We start from the raw sequence: 3,313 nt of genomic DNA, 5'->3' as shown, positions 1-3,313 counted from the left end.
GAATAAGGCGGTAACTGGTAGCTATAAAGGTGGCATTAAAAAATCAGAAATTATGCGACGTTGCTATCGTACACCAGGTCAAATTCTCACATCTGCTCACGCTATTGGTATGGGTTTGTTACGTCCAGAAGGAATGCTGACAGGACTCACAAATCAAAAAGCATGGAAGGAAATTGGTTATGAAGTTGTCGGCGATAGTAAATTTATTTCTGGTAGACAAATTACATTGCGCCGTCCGCCAGAAAACTCACCAAATCCCATATCAGAAATCTGGGGAAAACCTGTATTAGAATTTGAAACTTATGGTTCTCGTCAGGAAGAAATGAAGGCTTTGGCTGAGAAAATTATGCACAATATTGTCCATGACGGACTTAACCCCAGCCGAGATATTTTAGTAGTAATTTTAGGATCTACCTATGAAGCAATGGAATTAGAAACCCAGATAGCTGGCTTTTTAATGGAATATGACATTGATGTTTATATCCCTACAGCTTTAAAGTTAAATGATTTGGTTCCCCAATATCCCAATCATGATCCTGATAAATTTTGGCACGAAGGTGGTGTGACGGTATCACGGATTACTCGCGCTAAAGGACATGAAGCGGATATGGTTTATGTGGTGGGTTTTGATAATGTAGCGCGGAATGAAAATGATGTGAATTTCCGCAACCAGTTATTTGTGGCTTTAACCAGGGCGCGAGGTTGGGCTAATTTAAGCGGTGTTGGTAGTTATCCTATGTATGAGGAAATGCGAAAGGTCATAGCTAGTGGAGAGAGTTTTACTTTTACCTACAAGCGTCCACCTAAACGTGATATTGGAGATAGTGAGTAAGCACTATCCGAAAATATCAGGTAATTAAATTCAATGCTGTATAACTCCAGCTTGCATTTGCAAACTGGAGAGTATAAAACATCTAATAGTGTTATTTACAGCATATTTCGCTCTAATGAGGTACAAACTTGAATTATGAAACTCTTGTAGTGCGGGCATCTTGCCCGCTGGATATGTACCTCATAACACCGGAAAGTGCTGTAATAACAAACTCAAATTGTAACTTCCTAGGTAGGATGATCAGGTTGATTCCAATCAGGGAAGAATTGCTATGATGACTACATCTCATCTCAAACTAGATTTATCTAATCGTGAAAAAACCATCACAACCATTTACATTCTTAAAAACTGGCATATTTCCTAGATCAATCGGTAGAACTTTCAAAAAAATTTTTAGTGATATATCTCCGAATACAGATCAAGAATTTATTAAAAAATATCAAATATCCAGACAGCGGACAACTATAGCTGTCAAATTCTTATTACTGCTAATTATTGTTCCCCTTCTCACTCATCAACTATCTAAGCGGATATTTATCCTTCCCTTAGTAGAGAAGATGAGAACTGAAAACTCTCACCTGATTTTTCTCAATCAGGAAATGGAGAAAGAAGCTTTTCATGAATTAAAAATATTTAGGGCAGAATTAAAGTTTAAAAGTCTTCTGGATTCAGAATGGAAAAATTCCCCAGAAAATGTAGAATCCAAGATAAAAGAAAAAGCCATAGAACTAGCAGCAAAATTTCGAGATAAAAGTGCTAACGCTATTAGTAATATATTTGCAGACATTATAGCATTAATTACCTTTGCATTAGTAATTGTTTTTAGTGCCAAAGATATTATTTCTCTTCAACACTTTGTAGATCAAATTGTTTATGGTTTAAGCGATAGTGCTAAAGCCTTTTTAATTATCTTATCTACAGATGTATTTGTAGGCTTTCACTCACCACATGGCTGGGAAATAATTCTGGAAGGATTTGCAGAACACTTAGGTTTACCCGCGAGTAGAAATTATATATTTATGTTTATTGCCACATTTCCTGTAATTTTAGACACTATAGTTAAATATTGGATATTCCGGTATCTTAGTCGTTTATCACCTTCAGCATTAGCTACCTTAAAAGAAATGAATGATTAATCATCTTAATTGGGCAGATTTCCCATTGTCAATAATTCTGAGAATGCTAAAATGGGGGGTAATCATTGTTTATTTTCATGAATTATGCGTATCCTCTTTAATCAAAAATTAAAAGTCACAGTATTTATTACTAGCTTATTAGTAGTGATTTTTCTTAATAAACAGCCAATTCAACAACAACAGATTGTTAAAGATTTATCATTATCCCAAATAGTAAATTCTCCAATTAAAGGATTTACTCATGATATATCTCCGCAAAAAATATCTAATATAAATGTCAGAAATAATGAGAAATCTATATTTTATTCAGTCATCAATGAATGGCGAAAATATCAATATAGTGTTAATTCTAATCAAGTATTAAAAATAGGGAAATTACCAAATAATCCCATAAATTTTCATCAAGCTGATTTGTTAACCGTACTCACAAATACTAGACAATATTTTCAGAAATACTCTCAAGAAGATCCCGATATTCAACGCACAGGCATCTTAGTAACTCAAGGAGTTACCGTTAAAGATATTCTGAAAACATTAGATTTTATGATTGTCGTCTTAGAAGAAGACATTTCTAATAAGCGAACAACTCGGTTACAAAATCCTAACTTTATTAACGCCAATTTTCGCGTAATTAAATGGTCTGCTCATAACCCAGAAAATCCGCAGCAGAAACAATTAAGAATTACTAAATATGCAGCTTTTATTCATCCCGGTTCTCGACAAAAAACTTCTACATATAATACGCCAATCTACGCTATTAACGAAGAAGTAAGCCAAGAAAAATTTTACACCCAATATACAAAACAAGATGTTTTATCAGGTATTTATGAACCTGGAGGTAAAGAATTTGGTAAAGTTAAACCAATTGCTTATTTAACTCGCAGTGGTTTAGAAGCAGCACTCATGCAGGGAACAGTATTAGTTAATTTTACAGATGGAACTAAAGAGTTTTTAAACGTAGATAGAAATAATGGAATGTCCTATATTCGGGGCTTAAAAGCAACTGCACAAACACGTTATTGGTATTTTAAAGAAGTTGATGCAATTAAAGGCTATGGATATAAAATAGATGCCAAAATATCCATTAAACCAGGAGTAACATTTGCTGGGGATGTTCTCAATATTGGTTTAGGAAGAATAATTGTCATTGAAGATAATCAGAGTGGACAGAAACGTTTAAAAATGGGCATAATTGCCGATACAGGTGGAGCATTTTTACCTAATCTTTATCAACTTGATTTTTTAGCAGGAACTTTCACCAGTGAAAGAGCTTTTGAGCAATATATTCAAAAATTACCTGAATATACAAATGCCTATATTTTAGTGAAAAAATAAGGTCAGTTGT

The 3,313-nt window shown here is 34.0% G+C and carries 3 protein-coding genes; all 3 read left to right on the top strand.

Going from position 1 to position 3,313, the window contains the following annotated elements; genetic code table 11:
• Positions 1–832, top strand: an 832-nt coding sequence (locus FJR08_RS22475) for a DEAD/DEAH box helicase (RefSeq protein WP_168634639.1), incomplete at its 5' end; no start/stop codon positions are given.
• Positions 833–1,143: 311 nt separating this feature from the next.
• Complete coding sequence (locus FJR08_RS22470; protein WP_051155259.1) at positions 1,144–1,968, top strand: hypothetical protein; 825 nt, start codon at positions 1,144–1,146, stop codon at positions 1,966–1,968.
• Between the two features lie 84 nt (positions 1,969–2,052).
• Positions 2,053–3,303: a hypothetical protein gene (locus FJR08_RS22465; protein WP_168634638.1), complete on the top strand. Its 1,251-nt coding sequence runs from the start codon at positions 2,053–2,055 to the stop codon at positions 3,301–3,303.
• Positions 3,304–3,313: the final 10 nt, after the last annotated feature.

Origin of the sequence: Dolichospermum sp. UHCC 0260, assembly GCF_009711985.1 — a bacterium.
GTDB lineage: Bacteria > Cyanobacteriota > Cyanobacteriia > Cyanobacteriales > Nostocaceae > Dolichospermum > Dolichospermum lemmermannii.
This window is presented reverse-complemented; position numbering and strand designations above follow the sequence as displayed.